This is a genomic window from Helicobacter sp. 13S00477-4, from assembly GCF_002272785.1.
GTDB lineage: Bacteria > Campylobacterota > Campylobacteria > Campylobacterales > Helicobacteraceae > Helicobacter_J.
Map to the genome: position 1 here is coordinate 21742 of NZ_MLAS01000006.1, position 24151 is coordinate 45892.

Sequence of the window (24151 nt, forward strand, 5' to 3'; positions counted from 1 at the left end):
AAAATTAACATAGGTAAGAAATGGGCTATATCGACTTAATATTAATCATTATCATCATAGTGATTGGGCTTAGAGGGTTTTACAATGGCTTTGTCAATGAGCTTGCTGGTGTTTTGGGTATTGTATTAGGCGTATTTTTTGCTTCAAGATTTGCAGGTAATATGGGGGATTGGTTCAACGCTCATGTCTATAATTTTAATAGCCATTCTGTTTCAATGTTGATTGGTTTTGTGGTTATTTTAGCTGTTATTTGGGTTGCTTTTTTGATTTTAGGTATTATCATTGCAAGGTTTGTAAAGATAACAGATTTTGCTATCATTGATAAAACACTTGGTTTTATATTTTCGTGTTGTAAGATATTTTTGATAATTGGTTTTATCCTCTATGGTATTTCTAAGCCTGAATTTATGAAGAGTTTTAATATGTATATGGAGCAAAATAGTAAAATTTATTCAATGATGGATGCCATTTCTTCTTCAATCATGAAGATTCAAAGTGTCCAAAAAGCAATCAATAATGCAAAAAATATCACTGATCCTGCTGTTGATGAAGCAACAAAAAAATTAGAAGAAAAAATCCAACAATCCACTCAAGAAACTTCAAATAATGTTCAAAAAACAATTCAAGAGAGTGTTAAAAATATTCCTTCAAACATCGTTGGACCAGCAAAGGAATAATGAATGTTTGAAAGTCAATATATAAAACAAAGGATTCAAAAGGCTCAAGATATTAGAGATATGGGTTTCAATCCTTATAGAAATGATGCATTAAAAAATATTTCCAATCAAGATTTTATACAACTATTTGAGTATTTAAAGTTAAGCAGTGAAACTAAAGATTCTTCAAAAAAATACTCAATTGCAGGGAGAGTAAAGTTTTTACGTTTGATGGGCAAAGCTTGTTTTGTAAAAATAGAAGATGAAACAGGAATCTTACAAGCTTATTTGTCTCAAAATGATTTAGGAGAAGATTTTGTTTTTATCAAAAAAACTTTAGAAGTAGGGGATATTGTAAATATTGAAGGCTATCCTTTTGTTACGCAAACAGGGGAACTAAGTATACATACATTAGGATTCAAAATTCTTACTAAATCTATCATTCCTTTACCTGAGAAATTTCATGGTTTGACTGATATTGAATTGCGTTATAGACAACGTTATTTAGATCTTATCGCTAATCCAAATGTAAAAGAAATTTTTAAAACACGAAGCCTTGTTGTATCAAATATACGCAAGTTTTTTGAAGAAAAAGGGTTTTTAGAGGTAGAAACACCAATGTTACATCCAATACCAGGTGGAGCAAATGCAAAACCTTTTATCACCCATCATAACGCTCTTGATGTTGAAAGATACCTTAGGATTGCACCTGAACTTTATCTCAAACGTTTAATAGTAGGTGGTTTTGAAGCTATATTTGAGATCAACAGAAACTTTAGAAATGAGGGGATGGATCATTCTCATAATCCTGAATTTACAATGATTGAATTTTATTGGGCTTATAAGACTTATGAAGATTTGATAAAACTCACTCAAGAATTGTTTTTTTATCTCTTAGAAAAACTCAATCTCCCCAAACAAATCAAGCACAATGAATCTATAATAAATTTTGAAAATTTTAGAGTGATGCCTTATAAAAAAGCACTTGAAGAAATAGGTAATATTCCAAAAGAGATTATTGAAGATGAAGATAAACTCAGAGGCTTTTTGAAACAAAATCAAGTTAAGATTGATACTTCAATGAATTATGGAAAAATATTAGCAGAAGCTTTTGACAGTTTTGTTGAGCCAAAATTGATTGATCCTATTTTTATCACCGATTATCCTATTGATATTAGTCCTTTAGCTCGTAGGAATGACAATAAACCTGAAATTGCGGATCGATTTGAGCTTTTTATTGGTGGGAAAGAGATTGCTAATGGTTTTAGCGAGCTAAATGACCCACTAGATCAACTAGAAAGATTCAAAGAACAAGTAAGGGCAAAAGATGCTGGCGATGAAGAAGCTCAATATATGGATGAAGATTATATATGGGCACTTGGATATGGGATGCCTCCAACAGCTGGAGAGGGTATTGGTATTGATAGGCTTGTGATGTTGCTTACTGATTCAAAAACAATTAAAGATATAATACTTTTTCCTGCAATGAAGCCAGTAAAAATGAACTATGATGATTCAATATTACAAGAAGCAAAGGAGTAGTTGTGCAGTATTTTATGGAGAATTCTGATATGGAAATTTTTGATATTATTCAAAAAGAACTCCAGAGGCAAAATGATCATCTTGAAATGATTGCAAGTGAAAATTATACTTTTCCAGCTGTCATGGAGGCTATGGGTAGTGTTCTGACTAATAAATACGCTGAGGGATATCCGGGCAAACGATATTATGGTGGTTGTGAATTTGTAGATGAGATAGAAATGATTGCAATTGATCGTGCAAAAAAATTATTTGGTTGTGAATTTGCCAATGTCCAACCCCACTCAGGTAGTCAAGCAAATGGATCTGTATATGCTGCTTTGCTCAAGCCTTATGACAAGATAATGGGGATGGATTTAAGTCATGGGGGACATCTCACACATGGTGCAAAAGTGAGTATTACAGGACAAATTTATCAGAGTTTTTTTTATGGCGTTGAGTTAGATGGTAGGATAAATTATGATAAAGTAGCTGAGTATGCAAAGCTTATTAAACCAAAAATGATAGTGTGTGGCTTTTCAGCTTATACAAGGGAGTTAGATTTTGGAAGGTTTAGAGAAATAGCAGATAGTGTGGGTGCTTTTTTAATGGGTGATATAGCACATATTGCAGGGCTTGTAGTTGCTAATGAATATCCTAATCCTTTTCCACATTGTCATATTGTAACTACAACCACGCATAAAACCCTTCGAGGACCAAGAGGAGGGATTATCCTAACAAATGATGAAGAAATTTCACAAAAAATCAATAAAGCTGTATTCCCAGGTATGCAAGGTGGTCCACTTATGCATATTATTGCAGGCAAAGCTATAGGTTTTGGAGAGAATCTTAAACCTGAATGGAAAAATTATGCTAAGCAAATCAAGTTGAATATTAAAAAAATGGCTAATGTATTGGTAAATAGGGGTTATAATCTTGTGAGTGGGGGGAGTGATAATCACCTCATTTTGATGAATTTTTTGCAAAAAGATTTTAGCGGGAAAGATGCAGATATTGCATTAGGTCAAGCAGGTATTACAGTGAATAAAAATACTGTACCCGGAGAATCTAGAAGCCCTTTTGTTACTAGTGGTATTAGGATCGGTTCTCCTGCATTGACTGCAAGAGGCATGAAAGAAGAAGAATTTGAATGGATTGCCAATAAAATTGCTGATATACTTGATGATATTAATAATACATCCTTGCAGCAAAAAATCAAAGCAGAAATTAAAGAATTGACAAAAAAGTTTAAAGTTTATGATAAGGCTATTTTTTAAGGAGATTAATGACTGAAATGGATATGAGTCTCATCAAAATTGATACTTCTCATTATTATCAGAAAAAAGATATATTGGGGAAGCAGATTAATCATATGGGTAAGATATTTTTTGATAAATTTGAACGTGTTGATGAAATGATGACTATAAGCTTAATGCAAAGACATTTTAAAAAAGAAATAATCATTGCTCATTCCCTTATCTTAAAAAATGCTGTTGAAAATATTGTATTTGATTATAATGGTAGGAATACTGAAAAATTTTATCATAAAGCCCAACTAATGTTTAGAGAAGAGGGTTTTATAAATTTTACAGCTTATCATTCAAAAACACCTGGACATCTTCATTTGTATATTCATAAAGGGCATACAGAGGTAAATGAAGGTAAGAGGCTTGCTCAATTTCTTTCAATGAAATTAGCTCAAGTATGTCCAGCTGAATGGAGGGTTTTCCCTAGCAATGAAATGCCTCAAAGTTTTAATATCTTGGCATTGCCTTATGGAATTTATGCGAAAGAAAGAGCTGCTCTATGGGCAAAACATCTTTAATTTAATTACAAGGAGTCTAAAATGGAAGAAAAAAAAGAGTTGAATGAATTTTTGTTGGGAGATGATAATAAATCTTCTTCAAAACCTAAAAAAATATTTTTAATGATTATTGTAGCAATTATAGTCATTTTGATTTTATTGATTGTCTTTTGGAAAATTACTCGTGAAGAGCCAAAAGAGGAGTCAATGACAACAGATAGTTCAATACAAAAAATGGATGATTCTGTATTGAGTAGTGATAGTCATTTTGATAATGAAAATTTTGAAAATATGCCTATTGATGATATGTCTAAAACAGATGAAGAAAGTAAATTTGATAAAATTGTTCAAGATATCAAAGCAAAACAACTTGCTGGTGCTGAGAGTTCAAAAGAGCAAAATAAGATGAGTGAAGATCACCTGACTTCTTCTCAGGATAAGGAGAATGTTGTTCCAGAAATAAGTAAAGAAAATAATGTTGCTCAAGATAAAAACACTCAAGAAAAAAAACCTGTAATGAAAAAAGATAATAGTGTTGTAAAAGCATCAATGCCTACTAAAAAAGAAAACAAGCCTCAAAAACAAACTATTGTCAAACCTAAACAAAATGTTGTTCCAAGAGCAAAAAATGGTTCTGTGGCTTCATCGGGTTATTATTTACAAGTTGGAGCATTTAATAAAACTCCCAATAAAGAATTTTTAAATAAAATATCTAAATTCAATTATCGCACTCAAACCTCAATGCTTAATGGACAGACAATTACCAAATACCTTGTGGGTCCTTATTCTTCAAAAATAGAAGCTAGTAAGGATTTATTAGAAGTTACAAATACATTTACAAAACCTATTCAAATTCAAATCAAATAAATTCCTAAAGAATATTTAGTTTATCCCTCTACAAGGGATAACATTGATTAAAATCTGAAATTTTCTTTTTTAAGATACTTTTTAATATTTAGGCAATGCCATATTTGTAATAAGCTGCACAAGCACCTTCAGAACTCACCATACAGCTTCCAAGTGGAGTATTGGGATTGCAGGATTTGCCAAAGACTTTACAATCATAAGGTTTTGCTATCCCTTTGAGTATATCTCCACAACGGCAGGCTTTATTGTCTTTGATAGGATTTTTGGTCAAAATATCATCAAAAAGGATTTCAGCATCCAGATAAGCATATTTTTCTTTTAGTTTGAGTGCAGAATAAGGGATATTGCCAAGACCTCTCCATTCAAAATTTTTTCTTGGTGTCATTGTATCATTGATAAGGCTTTGAGCTTTGAGGTTTCCTTGCATATTTACAAGACGAGAATATTGGATTTGCAGGCTTGGGGTTTTTGAGATAAATTGGGTAATGATTTGCAAGATACTCTCAAGCATATCCACAGGCTCAAATCCACTGACAACAATGGGTATTTGGTGTTTTTCTAAAATAGGTTGGTAGATTTTAGCACCTGTTATTACACTGACATGTGAAGGGGCAATGAGTGCATTGATTTTACAATCTTTTGAACTCAAAATGACATCAAGAGGAGGTGGAACTAAAATATGATTGATATGAAAAAAAAGGTTTTTTATCTGCATCATTTGGGCTTTTTGTAAGAGTGCTGCTGTCATGGGTGCAGTCGTTTCAAAACCAATGGCAAAATAAATGATTTTTTTTTCAGGATTTTGTTGTGCGATGTCTATGGCTTGTAGGGGAGAGTAAATAAAGCGGACATCTTTTCCTTCAGAACGAGCATTTGATAAACTGCCCTTAGAACCAGGTATTTTTATCATGTCTCCGAGCGTAAGGAGGATGTGATTTTTTAAAGAAGCGAGTTCATATGCTTGATCAATTCGATTTTTTGGCATTATGCAGACAGGACAGCCTGGTCCGTGTACAAATTCAATATTTTTAGGTAATAAATGGGTGAGTCCATATTTCATCAAGGTGTGGGTATGTCCCCCACAAACTTCCATAATGCAAATTTTCTCAGTGAGTTTTGATGCGGTTTTGTTGATTTTATGACAAAGAGCTAAGATGATTTCTTTGTCTCGAAATGAATCAATCAATAAAGTATCATTCATTTATTAGCCTAGTCCTGTTTTGGAATGTTTTTTATAGCCTCTTCTAGACTAATATTTTGAGGAATATATTTTTGAGTTTCTTCTTCAGGTAGTTTTTTCCAAATGAGTGTTTCTCCCATAAGTCCACTTTTATCAATGGTTGCTCTTAATTTGAGTTGATTTTTTTCTGGAGTGATTTTTAGGTAGTAAGTTTTGCCATTGTCAAAGTTGTAGATTTTACCATTTTTGTAAATTTTACCATCTTTAGTGAGATCATATACAAAAATAACTCCTTTATCTAATCTGTCTCTCAAATTTGGATTTGGATTGTGGATGTCTTTTTTGGGTGGAGAACCATCGACGTTAGCAAAACCATATGCATAATATTTATCATTATATTTAAAAAATTGGACAATTGATTGTGTGCCACTATCGCCAATATGTGTTATATAGATACCATTCAAATCATTTGCATAAATGAAACCTATTAAAGCTAGAAAGATTGTGGCTAATTTTTTCATTTTTATTCCTTTGTTTGATGTGGTAAATCTTCATATTCTTCATCCATAGATTCTATCATTTGTCTGTAGAGTTTTATTGATTCTTGTGCGTCTTTTTCATCAATTTTACTCATTACATAGCCAATATGTAGCAAAACATATTCACCAATATGGACTTCCTCATCCATTAAATCAAGGCTTGCTTGACGTTGTACACCCATTGTTTCTAGAGTGACTGAATTTGTGGTCTTGTCAATTTGAATGATTTTAGAAGGGATGGCTAAGCACATTGTATTTCCTTATATCAAAAAGAGTGTTGTGAACAATACCCTTGTTTTTTCTTTTCTATAATAAAATCTTTTAGAATTTCTAGGCTTTTTTTATCTTTTGAACTTGTAAGGATTATAGGGATATTAGGTTTGAGCTTTTGCATATCTTCTTGGACTTGAGAGACGCGAAAGCCAAAATAGTCTATCATATCTGCTTTGCTAATAAGTATAACATCAGCACATAGAAACATTGTGGGGTATTTTAGGACTTTATCATCGCCCTCAGGGACTGAAAGCAAGACGATATTGAGTGCTGCACCTAAATCATAACTTGCAGGACACACAAGGTTACCCACATTTTCTATGATTAAAAATTCTGCATTTTTTAGTGCTCCTTGAGTTTTTAGCGTTTGAAAGGCTCTTTGGACCATAGCTGCTTCAAGATGACATGCTTCACCAGTAGCGATTTGTTCTGCATATATTCCTTTTTTTATCAGTCTATCGGCATCTCTATTGGTTTGTAAATCTCCTTCTACAACGCAGAATTTAAAATCTTTAAAATCAGCAAGATTTTCCAATAATGTAGTTTTCCCGCTTCCTGGAGAACTCATCAAATTGATAGTATAAAGCCCTTCATTTTTGTAATATTCTCTAAGTTCATTGGCTTTGAGATCATTTTTGCTGAGTATTTTTTCTACAATATGAATGTTTTTTTTTGTCAGGTTTGGGTTGTTATTCAAGGAATGTTCTCTAGTATTCATTTATGTTTCCTCAAGTTTGTTATGTTTTTTTATTTTGAATAGTATATTATACTTTTTGGATTTAAATATTTAGTTTTTTATTTTAGCCAAGCGATGAGTGCAAATCTACCAGTAATATTATCCCTACGATAAGAGAACAATTCTTTTTGACAACAGCTACAGTTAGGGAGGATTTGAGTTTGATTGGGATGTATATTATTTTTTAGTAATTCATCTTGCAACATTGCTATCATATCAAGCTTGTGACTTGAATTATTTTTAAGGATATATTTTTGAGGAAATGATTCTGATAGATCTTTGCTGATTTCATAACAGCACTTCCTGATAGAGGCTCCGATAAATACAAGGAAATTTTCGATTTTAGTTTGAGGTTTTTTGAGGATATTTTGGATTGTTTTGGTCAAGATAGATTTTTGGATTCCAACTCTTCCTGCGTGTATGAGCGCAAAAATTTGAGCCTTGCTTTCATAAATAAGGATTGGATTACAATCAGCTACTAGGATCATAGCAGCAAATTTTTTATCTTCACAAATGAGTGCATCACCTTGTGAAATAAATCCATTAATATAAGGCTTATTTTGAATGTCCAAAATATCATCACTATGGGTTTGATCTAACCAAAGTAATTTTTTTGTAGGGAAAAATATTTGATTGATGAGTTTTCTATTTTGTGAAACCGCATTGGGATCATCGCCTGTATGATAGGCTAAATTTAAGCTATCATAAGGAGATTGACTCAAGCCCCCATATCTTGAAGTAAGGATAAAACAAATATTTTTTTCTGCGAACAATGAGCTTTCTTTATCAGAGTAGAAAATTGATTTATTTTTCTCCATAAGAGATTCCTTTTTTGCATAGAATTTTTATTATATCTGATTCTAAGTGAGGTTTACTGCTCATTTTGCTATAATCCCAAAAACCTTCAAAAATAAGGACGAATTTTATAATGTTTAATAAAAAGCTGATATTGGTTTTGTTATCTTTAGGGGCATTGGTGATTGTAATCCTTTTGATCATGGGGTATAAACTGAGTTCTAAGATACGATGGGAATTAGAACATACTTTGAATGCTTATCTTGAAAAAATAGTTCAAGACTATGCTTCAAGCGATAAACCTTTATCTGTAGAATATAATCCTTTTGTGTGCAGTGGGGTGAGCGATTATAAATGTGTGAGTAAAAATATTGCTTTGATAGATACAGATTCACACCAAGAGATTTTAAAAGTTACTGATTTGACTTTGAAGGTTGATAATATCACTACAAGCTCAGTTCGAGTTTTGATAAAATCTCCAAAACTTACTTTTGATGGGCTTGATAAGAAGATTAAAGAAAATCAAAATGATGAGGTATTTCAGATTTATAAAGTATTCAGGCCTGATTCATTTGTATGCAGTGAGGAAGATAAGATTTTAGATAAAAAAGATGGAAAAATCAGCTCTCATAATCAGTGTAAAATCACAGCCAATAAGGCAAATTATAGCTATAGTATAGTTGCGAATGTTAAAAGTCCTAAGTTATCTGAAAAAACTATTTTAAATGCTATGATTTCTTATTATGCTAATTTTATTTCACCTCAAAAATTTTCTGAAGAGATTGATGATTTTGATTTTGCTTTGGAGAATATATCATTTTCTTTTGAATCCAAAGAATTGAAAAGTGTCCTATATCCTATTTTTGAATCAGATTATAATGCCAATAAATCCGGTAAAAAGAATCCTTTTAACGATATTTTATATGAAAAAGGACTCCAAAATCTTAAGGAGCTTGTTGGGTTTGGTTTGGGTGTTACAGGTATGTTAGAAGGTCCTTATGAAAATGCTTTGATTAATCTTGTAGAAGGACTACACTCAATGGCTATAGATAAAGCAATAGGTGTTAAAGTAGTTTTAATGCCTAAAAAAATCCCAACTCCTTATTTTAAAATCCATCCATCCATTCTTCTGAATATTGATAAGAGTAGTGCACAACAAAGAATTCTTGCTAAATTATTTAATACTTATGATTTGAAAGTTGAGACTATTTTGAATCAAAATGAGGAATAATGAAAGAAGATAGGAATCAAAAAAAAGGTAAAAAGGGTTTTTTAAGGATTATCAATGCCTTTTTATATTCAAAAGAAGGTTTAATGGCTGCATGGATAGATGAGTCTGCATTCAGACAAGTTTTAACTTTAGGTCTGATTTGCATTATTGTGGCTTTTTTTATTGGAAGTTCTTGGACTGATAGGGTATTGCTTATTTTACCTTGTATGATCTCAATTTTGATTGAGCTTATAAATAGTGCTATTGAGAATGCAATTGATTTTACTGGTTTAGAGTTCCATCCATTTGCTAAAAAAGCAAAAGATATGGGGAGTGCAGCTCAATTTGTTGCTTTGATTTTTTGGATTGGGGTATGGGGGAGTTTTTTGTGGTCTGAATATTTGTAATGGATTTGGTTTAAGGATTTTAAGCAAAAATAAGTTAAAATAGTAACAAAAGCTAAAAATATTTATGGAGTGATGATGGATAATTTATTGGATAATGCGAGTATTGTAGATGTAAAAATTGATGATTCAATTAAGGAAAGTTATCTTGATTATTCAATGAGTGTTATTATCGGACGTGCACTTCCAGATGCTAAAGATGGTTTGAAGCCTGTACATAGAAGAATTTTATATGCAATGAGTGAGTTGGGACTCAGTTCAAGAGTAGCTTACAAGAAGAGTGCTAGGATTGTTGGAGATGTCATAGGTAAATATCATCCGCATGGTGATACTGCTGTGTATGATGCATTGGTTCGAATGGCTCAGGATTTTTCTATGCGTCTTGAACTTGTCGATGGACAGGGGAATTTTGGTTCTATTGATGGCGATAATGCAGCTGCAATGCGGTATACTGAAGCTAGGATGACCCAAGCAAGTGAAGAGATTTTAAGAGATATAGATAAAGATACTGTTGATTTTGTGCCTAATTATGATGACACATTGCGTGAACCTGATGTATTGCCAAGCCGTGTCCCTAATCTTTTAGTGAATGGATCAAGTGGGATTGCTGTAGGTATGGCGACTTCTATCCCTCCACATCGTATTGATGAGATTATTGATGCTTTGGTTTATGTGATTGATAATCCTGAAGCTTCTTTAGAAGAGTTAATGACTTTTGTTCAAGGTCCAGATTTCCCTACAGGTGGGATTATTTATGGTAAACAAGGGATTTTAGATGCTTATCGCACGGGTAGAGGCAGGATTAAAGTACGTGCAAAAGTCCATATAGAAAAAACTAAAACAAAAGATGTGATTGTAATTGATGAAGTTCCCTATCAGACTAATAAAGCAAGGCTTGTAGAGCAAATCAGCGAGCTTGCAAAAGATAAAATCATTGAAGGTATTTCTGAAGTAAGGGATGAATCTGATCGTGAGGGTATACGTGTTGTTATTGAGCTTAAAAAAGAAGCGATGAGTGAGATTGTTTTAAATCATTTATATAAATCAACGACAATGGAATCTACATTTGGCATCATACTTTTAGCTATTCATAACAAAGAACCAAAAATATTTACTCTTTTTGAATTGCTCAATTTATTTATTTCTCATCGTAAAACTATTGTGATTCGCAGGACAATATTTGAATTAGAGAAAGCTAAAGCGAGGGCACATATTTTAGAGGGTTTAAAGATTGCTTTAGATCATATTGAAGAGGTCATCAAGCTTATCCGTGCCAGCAAGGATGCAGAAGAAGCGAAAATAGGTTTGATAGAGAAATTTGGTTTGAGCGAATTGCAGAGTAAGGCTATTTTGGAAATGAGGCTCCAAAGACTCACAGGTTTAGAAAGAGATAAAATTGAGCAAGAATACAATGAATTGTTAGCATTGATTGAACGTCTAAATGCAATTTTAAAAAGTGAGGAAGAACTCAAACAGATTATCAAAACAGAGCTTTTGGAGATTAAAGACAAATTCAGCACTGATAGAAAAACTCAAATTGAAGAAGATTATGATGCTATTGATATAGAGGATTTGATACCTAATGAATCTGTTGTCGTAACAATGAGCCATCGTGGGTATGTCAAACGTGTCCAGCTTAAGACTTACGAAAAGCAAAATAGAGGAGGTAAGGGCAAGATATCAGGGAATACTCATGATGATGATTTTATTGAATCTTTTTTTGTGGCCAATACCCATGATACTATTATGTTCATTACAGATAAAGGTCAATTATATTGGTTAAAGGTTTATAAAATTCCTGAAGCTGGAAGGACAGCTATTGGAAAGGCAGTTGTTAATCTTATTAATTTGCAACAAGATGAAAAGATTAAAGCAACTATAACAACGACAGATTTTAATGAAGATAAGTCATTAGTCTTTTTTACAAAAAATGGCATCGTGAAAAGAACAAATTTAAGCGAATATAGCAATATTAGAAGTGTAGGTGTTCGTGCGATAAATCTTGATGATGGTGATGAATTAGTTACTGCAAAAATCATCAATAAAGATGTAAAAGAACTCTTTATTGCAACCTATCAAGGTATGTGTATTCGATTTGGTATTGATGATATTCGTGAAATTGGACGGGTGAGTCGAGGCGTGATGGGAATTCGTTTCAAAGCAAATGAAGATTTTGTGATTGGAGCTACTACAATTACAAGTGACACTGATAAGCTTTTGACTGTGAGTGAAAAAGGGATTGGTAAACAGACTTTGGCAGGTGCTTATCGTTTGCAAAGTCGTGGTGGTAAAGGTGTAATTGTAATGAAACTCACACCTAAGACTGGCAAATTGGTGAGTGTTGTGAATGTAGATGATGATAATATGGATTTAATGGTATTGACTACAAGTGGCAAGATGATTCGTATAGCTATAGAAGCTATCAAAGAAGCTGGCAGGAATACAATTGGTGTGAAGATCATTGATGTGGCAGGAGAAAAGGTGGCTTATGTAAGTCGATGTCCAAAAGAAAACGCTGAAGAAGAAGGTGTTGAAGGTGAAGATGGTTTAGATTTGGAGTGATGATTAGAATATTATTTGTATTGATGATGGGTATTTGGCTATTAGAGTCTTATGGTTTGCAAACTTGGAAAAAAAATCCTCCAGTATTTCAATCTGAGCCTTTGATAAATCCTCCTTCAAATCTAGTGTCTCCAGATATGCAAGAACCATTTTATCCACCTTTTTTATCACCCAAACATAATCAAAATACTTTAGAGCCACTAGAAGGCATTTTACCTCAAGTCCCACCAGCTAATATCCCTTCAATAGATAGCATTGTCCCAAAAGAAAACAAGATTAAAAGACAAGAGTTTTTGATTTCTTATAAGCTTTATGTTAAAGATGGTATTGTTCAAGGAGAAAAATATAACATTTCTAGACCTATCAAAAGTCGGATACATAGTGGAGATTATATTTTTGATTATAGTTGCATGATTGATACTTATATTGGTGATTTAGTAGGCGATGATAGTTCTAATTATGCAGTTGAGATTATTTTGAGGCAAAAAAAGGATGCCGTGTTGGATTGTTTGTATAAAAGTGGTGTGCAAATTCGTGATGATACAATCAGTAACAATTTATCTTTGAGTGCCAAAACATTGCTAACACTTCGAGCAAAGAAAGTTCAAGCATATTTGGATAATGGATTTTTGATACTAGAAGTTTGGAAGGAGAAAAAATGAAAATAGCTATCGTTGAAGATGATATCAATATGCGTAAGAGTTTAGAGCTTTTTTTTAATGATAGTAAGGATTTGGAGATTGTGAGTTTTAAGAATCCAAAAGATGCATTGAAAGTTCTAGATGATAGCTTTGAACTCATCATCACAGATATCAATATGCCTCAAATGGATGGTTTGGAATTTTTAAAACTTCTTGAGGGACGTTATGAGGCAATTGTTATTACTGGAAATGCAACTTTGAATAAAGCTATTGATTCTATTCGCTTGGGTGTAAAAGATTTTTTCCAAAAGCCTTTCAAACCAGAACTTTTATTGGAAGCTATCTATAGAATAAAAAAATTAATTGAATTTCAAAAAAAGTATCAAAAAATATCAATAAAAAATGACCCCTCAAAAAATACAGTCAAACAAAAACATTTTTTTATTGCTACTTCAGAAGCCTTAAATCAAACACAAAAGATTGCTAAAAAAGTTTCTCCAACTGATGCTAGTGTGCTACTTTTAGGTCAAAGTGGTGTTGGAAAGGAAGTATTTGCGAATTTTATCCATCAAAATTCCCTACGTGCAAAAGCTCCCTTTATTCCTATCAATATGGCTGCTATCCCTGAACATTTACTTGAATCTGAGCTTTTTGGTTATGAGAAAGGGGCATTTACAGATGCAACTACTCCTAAAGCTGGACTTTTTGAGGCAGCAAATGGTGGGAGTGTATTTTTAGATGAGATTGGAGAAATGCCACTAATGCTTCAAAGCAAGCTATTACGAGCTATTCAAGAAAAAGAAATCACACGTTTAGGTAGTAATAAAAGTATTAAAATTGATGTAAGGTTTATTTCTGCTACCAATGCTAATATTGAACAAAAGATTCAAGAAGGTAGCTTTAGACAAGATTTGTTTTTTAGGCTTCAAACTGTTCCTATCCATATCCCACCTCTAAAAGAAAGAAAAGAAGAGATTTTGCCCTTGGCAGAATGGAAGCTTGATTGTGTCATCAGACAATATGGTTTTGAGTCAAAGAGTTTTTCAGAAAATGCAAAAAAAAAGTTGCTTGAATATGAGTGGTATGGCAATATTAGGGAATTGCTTTCTGTTGTTGAACGTGCTGTAATACTCAGTGAAGGATTGCAAATAGAAGAGTCAGATTTATTTTTGGAAAGTCGAAGCCCGAAAAATAATATTTCTAAAATAGCTGATCTTGAAAAAGAGTTGATTAAAGAAGTTTATTATGAATTTAATGGAGATTTGTTAAAGAGTGCAGAAACTTTAGGGATGAATACTGATATTTTGAAGCAAAAAATTGCAAAATATAATTTGAATTTTTAGTCTATTTGTGTCCAAAGTTATTTTTGTTTAGAGATAAAGGTTCAGTAGTAATTTTTCGTTAAGATCATATACTATTGTTATTTATATAAAAATTTGAGGTGGAAAGTGTGGTATTTTTTATTTTCTATGGTGATTGCTTTTTTAATGTCAGGATGTTTACAACCTATGAATGACCCACAATCAGAAAAGATAGATTCTGAGGTTCAGTGTGGTTTTGGATCTGTTGATTGCTGAAGGGTAATTTTTTAAGATTTTGTAAAAATGATATTTAATTTATGTTATAATAGAAGTTTTTAGGAATTGAAGCATTTTATAAGTTTAGTTGAAAGAAGAAGGCAATTTTTATATGTCAGAAATAATTGGCATCAAATATAATGGTGAAATTTTTGATACCCAGACAGCCTCTATTGAGGATATAAAAGGGGAAGAAATACATTTTGATAATTCAAGAGAAGCACTCTCTATCATAAGGCATTCTTGTGCTCATTTAATGGCACAGGCAATTAAAGAACTTTATCCAGAAGCAAAGTTTTTTGTAGGTCCTGTGGTAGATGATGGATTTTATTATGACTTTAAGACAAGTGTAAAAATTGGCGAAGAAGATTTGAACATCATTGAAAAAAAGATGAAAGAAATTGCCAAAAAAGCATTTCCAATCTCTAAAGAAGTGATAAATAGAGATCAAGCTTTTAGAAAATTTGCTGGTGATGAACTCAAACAAGCTGTTATGGATAGGATTGAGGGTGATTGTTTTGGAGTGTATCGACAGGGTAATTTTGAGGATCTGTGTCGTGGTCCCCATTTGCCAAATACTAAATTTTTGCATAGTTTTAAGCTTACTAAGCTTGCTGGAGCTTATCTAGGAGGGGATGAAAATGCAGAAATGCTTACACGTATTTATGGTATTGCATTTGCTGATAAGGATAGTTTAAATACTTACCTGGCTCAACTTGAAGAAGCTAAAAAGAGAGATCATCGTAAAATTGGTCTTGAAATGGGACTTTTTGGCTTTGATGAAGAGATTGGTTCTGGATTGCCTATATGGCTTCCTAAGGGTGCAAGACTCCGTAGAAGGATTGAAGAACTTTTAACAAAAGCTTTGATTATCCGTGAATATGAGCCAGTTAGAGGACCAGAAATACTCAAAAGTAGTGTTTGGAAAGTCAGTGGACATTATGATAATTATAAAGAGAATATGTATTTTACTGTGATTGATGATGTTGAGTATGGCATTAAACCTATGAATTGTGTTGGTCATATAAAAGTTTATCAAAGCTCTCTAAGGAGTTATCGAGATTTGCCTTTGAGGTTTTATGAATATGGAGTAGTGCATAGACATGAAAAAAGTGGTGTTTTGCACGGACTTTTAAGGGTACGTGAGTTTACACAAGATGATGCACATATTTTTTGTACTCCTTCTCAAATAAAAGATGAAGTGAGTAATATTATAGATTTTACACATAAAATCATGAGGGCATTTGGATTTGATTATGAAATGGAGCTTTCAACTCGACCTAAAAAGTCTATAGGGAGTGATGAAGTTTGGGAAATGGCTACATCTGCCCTCAAAGATGCCTTGAGTGGGAATGCTATTGATTATGCAATTGATGAAGGTGGCGGGGCTTTTTATGGTCCTAAAATTGATATCAAAATCACAGATGCGATTGGTAGGAAATGGCAGTGTGGAACTGTTCAAATTGATATGAATTTGCCGGAAAGATTTCACTTGGAATATACTGATGAGAATAATACTCATCAACAGCCTGTGATGATACATCGTGCTATTTTAGGATCTTTTGAAAGATTTGTGGCTATTTTGACGGAGCATTTTGGTGGAGAGTTTCCATTTTTTGTTGCTCCTACTCAAATTGTACTTGTACCTATTGTTGAGGAGCATTTTAAATATGCTTTTGATATTAAAAGAGAACTTTTAAATATTGGTGTTTATGCCGAAGTGATGGATAAAAATGAGACGTTAAGTAAAAAGATTCGTAATGCCGAAAAGCAACATGTTCCAATGATAGCTGTAATAGGTGAAAAAGAAGTGGCAAATAAAACCTTATCTATCCGCGATAGAAGGCAGAAAGCCCAATATGAATTATCTGAAAAGGAATTTTTAAATATGATAGAAACTAAAATGAAAGAGGTTAACTTTTGAGTAAAGAAGAAGTAATGTTGAATGAAGAAATCAATTTTTCTGAAGTAAGGTGTGTAGGAGATGAGGGAGAAGTATTTGGAATCATTTCTTCTTCAGAGGCACAAAAAATAGCTAATTCTAAAGGTTTAGATTTGGTATTGATTTCTCCAAATGCAAAACCCCCAGTATGTAAAGTAATGGATTATGGGAAATATCGTTATCAAGCTGAAAAAAAACTCAAAGAAGCCAAAAAGAAGCAAAAACAAATAGAAATCAAAGAGATCAAACTTTCAACGCAAATTGCTCAAAATGACATAAATTATAAGGTCAAGCATTCAAGGGAATTTATTGAGGAAGGCAAGCATGTGAAGTTTAAGGTCGTGCTTAAAGGACGTGAAAACAATGATCCTAAGGCAGGTTTGAATGTGCTTGAACGTGTTGGAGTGATGATAGAGGATATTGCTATACCTGAAAAAGATCCTAAGACAGAAGGTCGGTATGTTTCTTGGCTTTTTGTACCAAAGAAGAAATAATTTTATCTTATGAAAGGAGAAAACAATGCCAAAGATGAAAACAAATCGTGGTGCAGCCAAACGTTTTAAGATGAAAAAAAATCTTATCAAACGTGGAAGTGCTTTTAAAAGTCATATCTTGACTAAAAAAAGCCCAAAAAGAAAAGCAACTTTGAATGCACCTCACTATGTACATAGTGCAAATATTGATTCTGTTAAAGTTATGCTTTGTAAAGCTTAACATATTACATCAGATAAAAAATAGTGGCTCCCCTTAAGGGTAAGGGAAAGTTTAGTCAATAGACTACACCTATAATAGGTCAAGGAGAAAATATGAGAGTAAAAACAGGTGTTGTTAGAAGAAGAAGGCATAAAAAAATTCTGAAACTTGCTAGAGGTTTTTATAGCGGGAGAAGGAAACATTTCAGGAAAGCTAAAGAACAGCTTGAGAGGAGTATGTATTATGCCTTTAGGGATAGAAAACAGAAAAAAAGAGACTTTAGAAGTTTATGGATTGTTAGGATCAATGCAGCTTGCCGTATCAATAATATTAGTTATTCAAAATTTATGCATGGTTTGAAACTTGCTCATATTGATTTGGATAGAAAAATCCTAGCAGATATGGCTATGAATGATACTGAAGCATTTGCTAAAATTGTCCAAATGGCAAAAGAAACTATCAAGTAATTATTACAATGGCAAGTTTTGCCATTGTCTTCATAATATTCAATCATTTATGATCTAGATTTTCAAGTGGATTTTTTTCGTGTACTTTTTATTTTTTGTTGTGGAGCTGGTTTAAGTGATAAAAGAATAACTCTCCAAAAAAATGAAATGCTCAAAGTTATTAATAATATTTTAAATAGATACTCACTTTGACTGTGCATTTTTTCAAATTCTGGTGTTGCAGTGTATGCTGGACCCATATTTTGAGCATCTAAAATATTAGGAGTATAATAAAGAGTGAAAAGGAAAATAAGCAAAATACTCAATGTATTTAATCCTAATAAGATAATAGAAGGTTTGAAAGAAGATTTGAAATCTAAAAGTTCGTAAATTATAATAATAATTGCTGTAAAATTTAATAAATAATTGAGCTTTATGAAAATTTGTGTCATGAGGATACCTGAATCATATTGCGTGATACCTAAATCAGGCAAAAAAGAATAAGCATTAAAAATAATAGGTGCAACAAAAGCTCCTGAGATAACCATTGCACCAATGCTTAATCCAAGAAGCCATAGATACAGAGCATGTGCTAAATGGCTGAGTGAAGTGATTTTATTCATTGAACAATTCTCCTGATAAAATAAATATAATCATACCAGAAGAAGGAGTTAAATTGAAAATATTATTTAGTCCAAGTGAGGCAAAAAATCTTTCCGAAATTATTTCAGAGCAAGAAGATTTTAGTTTTTTAGATACTTTAGTTTTGCATCATGAGGGTGTTAAGGAAAATGTTTTAAAGTATTTAGATATTTTGAAACAAGAAGATAATGTGATATGTAAGTTATTTGGTGTGAAAAAGTTGGGTTCTATTTTGAGAGAAATGTTTTTGTGTGCAAATTTAGCCAAAACAAGCAAAATGGAGGCAATAAGATTGTATAGTGGTGTTGCGTACAAAGCTTTAGATTTTGAAAACCTTCCTTTTAATGCAAAAGAATATATTTTAGAAAATGTAATGATTTTTAGTAATCTTTTTGGGATGGTGAGGGCAAAAGATTTCTTGCCTTTTTATAAGTGTAACCAGCATTTTAAATATGAGGATTTTTCTCTCAATGAACTTTATGATAGATTGTCTTCCAAGATTGATCTGTATCTTGAAGATCATAAAATATTAGATTTAAGGGCTGAAGTTTATCTCAAAGCTTATGGTCTTAAAAATATGCATACTCGTATTGAATTTTTAAAAAATGGCAAAAAAGTTAGTCATTATGCAAAGTATTACCGAGGAATTTATCTCAAAGAATTGAGTATGAATCCAACACTTGATTGCCAAGATCTGATAGTAGAAGGATTGGAACTTATTGACAAACAAACTATCAAAAATGCAAATATTTTGTTTTATGAAGTGAGAGAATAAATCGTTGTTTTGTTTGAGAATGATTTTATCCTTTTTGGGATAAAATCTATAAAAAATATCGCTGTGAGGGCTTGATGAAGGATATTTTATTACAGGCTGCTTTGGTTTATTATGATTTTTTAGACAAGAGTGCTTTAGGTTTAGAAGCCATAAATTTGAATAGTGTGACTTTTGGGGATGGGGAAGTATATTTTTCTTTTAAAGGAAAAATTTTTAATCCTGAGAGTTTGATACTTAGGGTAGGTATGGATGAGTTTAGAGTTGGCGATGGAGGATTAGAGCAAAAGTATTTTGATGAAAGGGCAAATATTTTGTGTCTGGAGGTAGCACAAAATATTTTTGAAAAACTCTCAAAAGTTAAAAAAGATCAAATTTCGCTTTTTAGCGATCTTAAATTCTTGGTGAAAAATGTCGAAGATTTTTTCAGAGCGGGTCAAAATCCATATTTTCCAGATCAAGCTAGTAATATTGAGCCTGCTTTATCCAATACTCTGACTGAAGAGCAAGCTATTGGTATAAAAAATATTTTTTCCAAGCCTTTCACTTATATATGGGGACCACCAGGTAGTGGTAAAACCCAAGTTGTTTTATTTGAATCACTTTTTAATTTTATCCAAGCAGGCAAGAAGGTTTGTGTGCTTGCTCCTACTAATAATGCACTTGAACAGGTGTTAAAAACACTCATCAAAAAATTTGATAAGCTTGGTTTGAATCGAGAGAAGATTTTACGTTTAGGAATGCCTACGAGTGGGTTTTTGAATACATATCTTGAAGTGTGTGATCCTAATATCCTCAAAAAAGCTTCTCCTCAGAATCTTTTTAGTTATAGTTTATCTTTTAAGGATAGATTCAAAGAAGCACTTTTAGTTGGGATGACAGTAGATGGATTTATCCGTAAATATAGGACTTTAGATGTAAAATTTGATCATATATTTTTGGATGAATGTGCTTTTACACCACTTATCAAGGCTTGTACGCTTTGTGTAGATAATACTGCATTGACTTTTTTAGGTGATCACAAACAGCTTAGTCCGATTTGTGAAATGCCTCAAAAAGAGATATTGAAAGGTGAGAATTTTTATGCAAATTTGTGGAACCTTTCTGCCTTGAACCTTGAAGAACTTTTTAGAGTGCGTGATTTTGAGAGAAAAAATCCTATTTTTATCAAAACACAGTATCAAGAGGTTGAATTTGAGAGAATATCTGTAACTCATTTGACAAAAACGCATCGATATGGCGATAACCTAGCCAAAATCCTTGATAATCATATTTATAAAAATGGATTGCGTGGTGTCGCTAATCATACAGAGCTTTTTTATATTGATAGCAAAAAGAGTCCACAAGATAGCAAGCATATTAGTATGAACGAGGCAGCCAATGCACTTGAGATGGTGCGATTATTATGGGGAGGGGATTATGCTGTGATTACCCCATTTGTAAAACAAAGGCATTGTATGATAGCACAAGGTATTCCACGTGAAAAAGTATGGACAATACATAGTTCTCAAGGTCAGGAGTTTGATAGTGTCATATTTTCTCCTGTATGCTTGCATTATCACCTCACTGATTCAACTAACATTAAAGCTTTATATAGTTTAAATGTAGCCCTAAGCAGGATAAAAAAGCAGTTTTTTATGGTGTGTGATTATGATTTTTGGATGATGCAAGATCATCAATTTTTAAAAAATATTTTACAGGCTTGTAAGCCATTTAATAAAGGTGATTTATTACCTTTTTAAGCAGAGATTTTATTTTATGGGTTGAATTTGATAGTATTTTTTATAAACTCAAAAAATTTTGGAGTATGGTTTTACCACCTTCTGAAAGAATTGATTCTGGATGAAATTGGACACCATAGACATCAAAAACTTTGTGTTTTAGAGCCATCAATATCCCATCTTCGCTAAATGCTAATGGCAGCAAGTTTTCTCCTAAAGAAGAAACATATAATGAATGATACCTACCTACCTTCAGATGCACAGGCAAACCCTTAAAAAGGACGGATTTTTTGAGAGTGATGATTGAGGTCTTGCCGTGAATAGGGTTAGAAAGAGGTGATATTGTGCTATCAAAGACTTGAGCAATACATTGATGTCCTAAGCAAATCCCTAAGATTTTCTTTTGATGGCTATAGTATTTAATGATATCCAAACAAATACCAGAATCCTTAGGGCTTCCAAATCCAGGTGAAATCAAAAAGTGTGTGTAGCTTTGTAAGTCTATAAGTTTAATGGCATCATTTTTATATACATCAATTTTATATTCCATTGCTTCAATATAATGGATGAGATTATAAGTGAAGGAATCATAATTATCAATCATTGCAATCTTCATTTTTTTAATACCACTTCAATCATTCCGCGTACTGAGTTCGTGCAATAGATTTTATTGGCTTGATATAAATCATCAATGGTCAATATTTTTTCTCTGCATATTCCTTTTTTTAGAAGAAAATCGCGATAAATACCTTTGAGTAAGCCACATTTTGCATTTGGAGTAAAAAGGTTTTCTCCAATTTGAATAATAATATTGCTCCTTGAACCTTCTGTTATTTCTCCATTTTGATTGAGAAAAATTTCATCAAAAATAAGATCGCGATTGATTTTTTGCATAGTCTTTTTGTACCAAGGACGATGGGAGGTTTTGTGATATAAAAAATCATTATGATTGTCTATGGGTTTAGGGTTTAGGGTAATGAGATTAGAAGTGATAGGATTTAGTGATAGATATGTTTTTGTTATTTTACCAGATTTGTCAGATGTTATCCTTAAGATACCATTTTTTTCAGGTTTTAAAGTTGATAAAGAATCATCAAAGTCAAAGCCAAAATATTTTGCAGATTTTGACATTCGCATGAGGTGTTCATCAAAATCAAGGATTTTTAAATGCTGTACTTTCATAGTTTCAATAAGTTTAAAATCAATCTTTGGAAGGATAAACAATGATTTGAGTTTACTTTCATTCCATTCATCCTCGCTATGACTATCCCATACAATTCCCCCGCCTACTCCTAATGTGTATTTCTTGGAATCATTTTTTTTATAAAGAGTGCGGATAGGGACTGAAAAGCAAATTTCCTCTGCACTGATGACGCCAATCGCACCACAATAAACCTTTCTTTGATAGTTTTCAAGACTCTGTATGATTTGCATTGTTTTAATTTTGGGTGCACCGGTGATTGAACCACAAGGGAAAAGTGCTTCAAAGATTTTATAAATATTGATATTATTAGGTAAATCTGCACATATTTCTGAGGTCATTTGATGTAATGTAGGATGGGTATTTATTTCAAAGAGTTTTTGTGTTTTTACACTCCCTTTGAGAGCGATTTTACTCAAATCATTACGCAATAGATCAACTATCATCACATTTTCGCTTTGATTTTTTATATCATTTTTCAGGAAGGTTTTGTTTTTGAAGTCTTCTTGTGGAGTTTTACCTCTTTTAATGGTTCCTTTCATTGGACGTGTTGTGATGACATGATGGGTATTTTTAGATTTTATTTCAAAGAATAATTCGGGTGAAAAACTAATGATGGTTTCATATTCATTTCTTATAAATGCTTTGTAGGGAGTATTTTGATTTTCTAAAATGCTCTTAAAAATTTCTATTTCACTAGCCTGTGTGCTAATATATAGTGGATATGTAAAATTGACTTGATATGTGTCGCCTTTGGCAATAAATGATTTGATTTGAGTGATTTTGTTTTGATAAGTTTTTTTATTTATAGATGATTTGATTTGAGGATAGTATGTATTTTCTTTTGGCTCTAATTTTAAAGGAGTTTTGTGGGCAAAATATTCAAAATACAAGAGGGGTTCTTTTGTTTGGAGTTTTTTGCCTAAAAAAATATCTTTGAGTTCATATTTGATATAGCCAACAAAATATCCTTTAGATTTTCTTGATTCTATGAAATCAAAGGCTTTTATCACACCTATTTTATCAAAGGCAATGACTCTATCTAGGTATTTGGAATATATATTATCCCCAAAAATCATCCTTGAAAAATAGCCTCAAATTTTTCTACTAAAAATGCTGGATTATAACTCATTTTTGCCCTGCGTAGACCTTCTATGCCAAGATCTTCTTCTCGATTGGCATAAGTGTAGTTTTTGAATTCATTGAAGAGTAGTTGTTGATTGATGATTTGATAGGCACCGTGATACTGGGGGTTTGCTTTTTCTATATGGATCACAACCATGTCATTATTAATAATTTCACCGAAACTAAAACCTATGATTTCATCATTTGCACTCACAAAACCACCTTTGAAGCCTAATTTTTCGTAATGATTTAAGGCGTTGATAATACCAACATTTTCATTTTTTAGTCCTTCTGTAGCTTCTTTTTCTGTTTGGGTGAACCATTTTCTCCAGATTTCTAAGACTTTTAACTTGTTGTTTTTATCAATGCTCGTATAGCAAAAATCTGGATAAGATTGTAGAAATTGATTGAGATGGTTTTTTTTCTTATGATATTTCCTACCTGAAAGCTCAATTAGTTCTTTGATATTATAAATATAGTCACTGCGGTCGCGATTTGGTATGATAGAGAATTTTTGAGGGAAATTTTCTTGCAGTTCCTGGATATTTTTACTTTCAAGTGAATGAAATTCTAATGTTTGATTTTGTGTCTGTGAATAATTAAGCAAGATTTTGATGCATTCAATTTTATTCCCATTCCCAATAGGGTAGAAGTAAAATGGATTTTTTTGGGGATATTGTGTGCGGATAACCAAGCAATCTTGTATTATCGCATAGCTAATATCTCTAGCACAATGCCAAATATATAAATTTCCAAAACTTACATCTGAAATGTAAAAAAAATCTTTTGTCAAATAAACATCAAATAAAGCTTTGTCCTCTAAAGATATTTTTTTAAATTCTATCAT

General features: G+C 32.3%; 25 protein-coding genes. 16 read left to right on the forward strand and 9 right to left on the reverse strand.

Annotated features, from left to right (window positions below):
- Positions 1-20 precede the first annotated feature (20 nt).
- Genes BKH44_RS03945 through BKH44_RS03965 form a run of 5 tightly spaced genes read left to right on the forward strand, consistent with a single transcriptional unit; the run spans position 21 to position 4845 of the window.
- Positions 21-677: a CvpA family protein gene (locus BKH44_RS03945; RefSeq protein ID WP_095270263.1), complete on the forward strand. Its 657-nt coding sequence runs from the start codon at positions 21-23 to the stop codon at positions 675-677.
- Positions 678-680: 3 nt separating this feature from the next.
- Positions 681-2198, forward strand: coding sequence for a lysine--tRNA ligase (gene lysS, locus BKH44_RS03950; protein WP_095270264.1), 1518 nt, complete (start codon positions 681-683; stop codon positions 2196-2198).
- 14 nt (positions 2199-2212) lie between these two features.
- Complete coding sequence (locus BKH44_RS03955) at positions 2213-3451, forward strand: serine hydroxymethyltransferase (protein WP_180674109.1); 1239 nt, start codon at positions 2213-2215, stop codon at positions 3449-3451.
- Between the two features lie 8 nt (positions 3452-3459).
- On the forward strand, positions 3460-3999 hold the full coding sequence (locus tag BKH44_RS03960) for a DUF1882 domain-containing protein (RefSeq protein ID WP_095270268.1): 540 nt from the start codon (positions 3460-3462) through the stop codon (positions 3997-3999).
- Between the two features lie 21 nt (positions 4000-4020).
- Positions 4021-4845 carry an SPOR domain-containing protein gene (locus BKH44_RS03965; RefSeq protein ID WP_095270270.1) on the forward strand — a complete coding sequence of 275 codons (825 nt, stop codon included), beginning with the start codon at positions 4021-4023 and terminating at the stop codon, positions 4843-4845.
- A gap of 88 nt (positions 4846-4933) precedes the next feature.
- Here BKH44_RS03965 and hypD read toward each other — a convergent pair whose 3' ends face one another.
- From hypD to pgeF, 5 genes are all read right to left on the reverse strand, one after another.
- Positions 4934-6046 carry a hydrogenase formation protein HypD gene (gene hypD, locus BKH44_RS03970; protein WP_095270271.1) on the reverse strand — a complete coding sequence of 371 codons (1113 nt, stop codon included), beginning with the start codon at positions 6044-6046 and terminating at the stop codon, positions 4934-4936.
- A gap of 8 nt (positions 6047-6054) precedes the next feature.
- Positions 6055-6546, reverse strand: coding sequence for a DUF2147 domain-containing protein (locus BKH44_RS03975; protein WP_095270273.1), 492 nt, complete (start codon positions 6544-6546; stop codon positions 6055-6057).
- Between the two features lie 2 nt (positions 6547-6548).
- On the reverse strand, positions 6549-6815 hold the full coding sequence (locus BKH44_RS03980; protein ID WP_095270274.1) for a HypC/HybG/HupF family hydrogenase formation chaperone: 267 nt from the start codon (positions 6813-6815) through the stop codon (positions 6549-6551).
- Positions 6816-6829: 14 nt separating this feature from the next.
- Complete coding sequence (hypB, locus tag BKH44_RS03985; RefSeq protein ID WP_095270276.1) at positions 6830-7555, reverse strand: hydrogenase nickel incorporation protein HypB; 726 nt, start codon at positions 7553-7555, stop codon at positions 6830-6832.
- A gap of 77 nt (positions 7556-7632) precedes the next feature.
- Positions 7633-8391, reverse strand: a complete 759-nt coding sequence (pgeF, locus tag BKH44_RS03990; protein ID WP_095270278.1) for a peptidoglycan editing factor PgeF — start codon at positions 8389-8391, stop codon at positions 7633-7635.
- 110 nt (positions 8392-8501) lie between these two features.
- Between pgeF and BKH44_RS04000 the strand changes: the two genes are divergently transcribed.
- The 9 genes from BKH44_RS04000 (at position 8502) to rplT (ending at position 17864) form a co-directional block, all read left to right on the forward strand.
- The gene (locus tag BKH44_RS04000) at positions 8502-9599 is read left to right on the forward strand and encodes a hypothetical protein (protein ID WP_143428300.1); all 1098 of its coding nucleotides are present in this window, start codon (positions 8502-8504) and stop codon (positions 9597-9599) included.
- Positions 9599-9985 (forward strand): diacylglycerol kinase, encoded by a 387-nt coding sequence (locus BKH44_RS04005; RefSeq protein WP_095270284.1) that lies wholly within the window; start codon positions 9599-9601, stop codon positions 9983-9985. Before BKH44_RS04000 ends, BKH44_RS04005 begins: the two co-directional genes overlap by 1 nt.
- A 75-nt stretch (positions 9986-10060) precedes the next feature.
- Positions 10061-12544 carry a DNA gyrase subunit A gene (gene gyrA, locus BKH44_RS04010; protein WP_095270286.1) on the forward strand — a complete coding sequence of 828 codons (2484 nt, stop codon included), beginning with the start codon at positions 10061-10063 and terminating at the stop codon, positions 12542-12544.
- The gene (locus BKH44_RS04015) at positions 12544-13206 is read left to right on the forward strand and encodes a hypothetical protein (RefSeq protein WP_095270288.1); all 663 of its coding nucleotides are present in this window, start codon (positions 12544-12546) and stop codon (positions 13204-13206) included. The genes gyrA and BKH44_RS04015 overlap by 1 nt, the downstream gene beginning before the upstream one ends.
- A complete protein-coding gene (locus BKH44_RS04020) occupies positions 13203-14528 on the forward strand; it encodes a sigma-54 dependent transcriptional regulator (RefSeq protein ID WP_095270290.1) in 1326 nt (441 codons plus the stop codon). Before BKH44_RS04015 ends, BKH44_RS04020 begins: the two co-directional genes overlap by 4 nt.
- A 346-nt stretch (positions 14529-14874) precedes the next feature.
- The gene (thrS, locus tag BKH44_RS04030; RefSeq protein ID WP_095270295.1) at positions 14875-16686 is read left to right on the forward strand and encodes a threonine--tRNA ligase; all 1812 of its coding nucleotides are present in this window, start codon (positions 14875-14877) and stop codon (positions 16684-16686) included.
- Positions 16683-17198: a translation initiation factor IF-3 gene (gene infC, locus BKH44_RS04035; RefSeq protein ID WP_095270297.1), complete on the forward strand. Its 516-nt coding sequence runs from the start codon at positions 16683-16685 to the stop codon at positions 17196-17198. The genes thrS and infC overlap by 4 nt, the downstream gene beginning before the upstream one ends.
- Before the next feature lie 25 nt (positions 17199-17223).
- On the forward strand, positions 17224-17418 hold the full coding sequence (gene rpmI / locus BKH44_RS04040) for a 50S ribosomal protein L35 (RefSeq protein ID WP_095270298.1): 195 nt from the start codon (positions 17224-17226) through the stop codon (positions 17416-17418).
- A 92-nt stretch (positions 17419-17510) separates the two neighbouring features.
- Positions 17511-17864: a 50S ribosomal protein L20 gene (gene rplT / locus BKH44_RS04045; protein WP_095270300.1), complete on the forward strand. Its 354-nt coding sequence runs from the start codon at positions 17511-17513 to the stop codon at positions 17862-17864.
- Between the two features lie 62 nt (positions 17865-17926).
- On the opposite strand, the gene BKH44_RS04050 is transcribed toward rplT, so the two are convergent.
- Complete coding sequence (locus tag BKH44_RS04050; RefSeq protein WP_095270302.1) at positions 17927-18466, reverse strand: DUF4149 domain-containing protein; 540 nt, start codon at positions 18464-18466, stop codon at positions 17927-17929.
- A gap of 53 nt (positions 18467-18519) precedes the next feature.
- On the opposite strand from BKH44_RS04050, the gene yaaA reads away from it, so the two are divergent.
- Together yaaA and BKH44_RS04060 are read left to right on the forward strand one after the other, a co-directional pair.
- Positions 18520-19260, forward strand: a complete 741-nt coding sequence (gene yaaA / locus BKH44_RS04055; protein ID WP_180674107.1) for a peroxide stress protein YaaA — start codon at positions 18520-18522, stop codon at positions 19258-19260.
- Between the two features lie 74 nt (positions 19261-19334).
- A complete protein-coding gene (locus tag BKH44_RS04060; protein ID WP_095270306.1) occupies positions 19335-20999 on the forward strand; it encodes an AAA domain-containing protein in 1665 nt (554 codons plus the stop codon).
- A gap of 40 nt (positions 21000-21039) precedes the next feature.
- On the opposite strand, the gene BKH44_RS04065 is transcribed toward BKH44_RS04060, so the two are convergent.
- Genes BKH44_RS04065 through BKH44_RS04075 form a run of 3 tightly spaced genes read right to left on the reverse strand, consistent with a single transcriptional unit; the run spans position 21040 to position 24151 of the window.
- Positions 21040-21594, reverse strand: a complete 555-nt coding sequence (locus BKH44_RS04065; protein ID WP_095270308.1) for an aminodeoxychorismate/anthranilate synthase component II — start codon at positions 21592-21594, stop codon at positions 21040-21042.
- Positions 21591-23258 carry an aminodeoxychorismate synthase component I gene (pabB, locus tag BKH44_RS04070; protein WP_095270310.1) on the reverse strand — a complete coding sequence of 556 codons (1668 nt, stop codon included), beginning with the start codon at positions 23256-23258 and terminating at the stop codon, positions 21591-21593. Before pabB ends, BKH44_RS04065 begins: the two co-directional genes overlap by 4 nt.
- A complete protein-coding gene (locus BKH44_RS04075; protein ID WP_095270312.1) occupies positions 23255-24151 on the reverse strand; it encodes a phosphatidylglycerol lysyltransferase domain-containing protein in 897 nt (298 codons plus the stop codon). Before BKH44_RS04075 ends, pabB begins: the two co-directional genes overlap by 4 nt.

Excerpts from the sequence above, each read along its gene's own strand:
- BKH44_RS04050 (WP_095270302.1), bottom strand. The coding sequence starts at position 18,466 with ATGAATAAAATCACTTCACTCAGCCATTTAGCACATGCTCTGTATCTA.
- rpmI (WP_095270298.1), top strand. The coding sequence starts at position 17,224 with ATGCCAAAGATGAAAACAAATCGTGGTGCAGCCAAACGTTTTAAGATG.
- thrS (WP_095270295.1), top strand. The coding sequence starts at position 14,875 with ATGTCAGAAATAATTGGCATCAAATATAATGGTGAAATTTTTGATACC.
- BKH44_RS03980 (WP_095270274.1), bottom strand. The coding sequence starts at position 6,815 with ATGTGCTTAGCCATCCCTTCTAAAATCATTCAAATTGACAAGACCACA.
- rplT (WP_095270300.1), top strand. The coding sequence starts at position 17,511 with ATGAGAGTAAAAACAGGTGTTGTTAGAAGAAGAAGGCATAAAAAAATT.
- pgeF (WP_095270278.1), bottom strand. The coding sequence starts at position 8,391 with ATGGAGAAAAATAAATCAATTTTCTACTCTGATAAAGAAAGCTCATTG.
- hypB (WP_095270276.1), bottom strand. The coding sequence starts at position 7,555 with ATGAATACTAGAGAACATTCCTTGAATAACAACCCAAACCTGACAAAA.
- BKH44_RS04015 (WP_095270288.1), top strand. The coding sequence starts at position 12,544 with ATGATTAGAATATTATTTGTATTGATGATGGGTATTTGGCTATTAGAG.
- gyrA (WP_095270286.1), top strand. The coding sequence starts at position 10,061 with ATGGATAATTTATTGGATAATGCGAGTATTGTAGATGTAAAAATTGAT.
- pabB (WP_095270310.1), bottom strand. The coding sequence starts at position 23,258 with ATGATTTTTGGGGATAATATATATTCCAAATACCTAGATAGAGTCATT.
- BKH44_RS04005 (WP_095270284.1), top strand. The coding sequence starts at position 9,599 with ATGAAAGAAGATAGGAATCAAAAAAAAGGTAAAAAGGGTTTTTTAAGG.
- hypD (WP_095270271.1), bottom strand. The coding sequence starts at position 6,046 with ATGAATGATACTTTATTGATTGATTCATTTCGAGACAAAGAAATCATC.
- BKH44_RS03965 (WP_095270270.1), top strand. The coding sequence starts at position 4,021 with ATGGAAGAAAAAAAAGAGTTGAATGAATTTTTGTTGGGAGATGATAAT.
- BKH44_RS03975 (WP_095270273.1), bottom strand. The coding sequence starts at position 6,546 with ATGAAAAAATTAGCCACAATCTTTCTAGCTTTAATAGGTTTCATTTAT.
- BKH44_RS03955 (WP_180674109.1), top strand. The coding sequence starts at position 2,213 with ATGGAGAATTCTGATATGGAAATTTTTGATATTATTCAAAAAGAACTC.
- lysS (WP_095270264.1), top strand. The coding sequence starts at position 681 with ATGTTTGAAAGTCAATATATAAAACAAAGGATTCAAAAGGCTCAAGAT.
- BKH44_RS04020 (WP_095270290.1), top strand. The coding sequence starts at position 13,203 with ATGAAAATAGCTATCGTTGAAGATGATATCAATATGCGTAAGAGTTTA.
- BKH44_RS04000 (WP_143428300.1), top strand. The coding sequence starts at position 8,502 with ATGTTTAATAAAAAGCTGATATTGGTTTTGTTATCTTTAGGGGCATTG.
- BKH44_RS04075 (WP_095270312.1), bottom strand. The coding sequence starts at position 24,151 with ATGATAGAATTTAAAAAAATATCTTTAGAGGACAAAGCTTTATTTGAT.
- BKH44_RS04065 (WP_095270308.1), bottom strand. The coding sequence starts at position 21,594 with ATGAAGATTGCAATGATTGATAATTATGATTCCTTCACTTATAATCTC.
- BKH44_RS03945 (WP_095270263.1), top strand. The coding sequence starts at position 21 with ATGGGCTATATCGACTTAATATTAATCATTATCATCATAGTGATTGGG.
- BKH44_RS04060 (WP_095270306.1), top strand. The coding sequence starts at position 19,335 with ATGAAGGATATTTTATTACAGGCTGCTTTGGTTTATTATGATTTTTTA.
- BKH44_RS03960 (WP_095270268.1), top strand. The coding sequence starts at position 3,460 with ATGACTGAAATGGATATGAGTCTCATCAAAATTGATACTTCTCATTAT.